Annotated in this window: 1 protein-coding gene (cut by a window edge); it reads left to right on the top strand. The window is 40.8% G+C overall.

Annotated features, from left to right (window positions below; genetic code table 11):
* Positions 1-43: 43 nt before the first annotated feature.
* Positions 44-331, top strand: partial view of a transposase gene (locus C8322_RS04970; RefSeq protein WP_111810424.1) — the 5' portion only. It continues 42 nt past the right edge of the window; 288 of the gene's 330 nt are visible here — the first part of the coding sequence; the start codon lies at positions 44-46; the stop codon falls past the right edge of the window.

Below are 331 nucleotides of genomic sequence, written 5' to 3'. Positions count from 1 at the left end.
TTACCCGAGGGCGAAGGCATCGACTGGAATGTTGTGATCGTGGATGCCACAGAAATTCCAATACAAAGGCCTAAAAAAACAGAAAAAAAGCTATAGTGGCAAAAAGAAAACACATACCTTCAAAGTTCAAGCCATCATTCATTATAGAACTCAGAAAATTCTGAGTTTACGCACCAGTCGTGGTGCTGTACATGATTTCGAGCTTTTCAAACGCAACTTGAATCAGATTCCTGCAGGCGCCTTTATCCTTGCAGATAAGGGTTATCAAGGGATCTATACAGTGTATCCGAATAGCCTGTTGCCATTAAAAGCCAAAAGACACTGTAAATTG

This window comes from Acinetobacter sp. SM1B, assembly GCF_003289665.1.
Lineage (GTDB): Bacteria > Pseudomonadota > Gammaproteobacteria > Pseudomonadales > Moraxellaceae > Acinetobacter > Acinetobacter schindleri.
The sequence above is the reverse complement of the archived record's forward strand: the minus strand, read 5'-3'. Positions and strand labels throughout refer to the sequence as shown.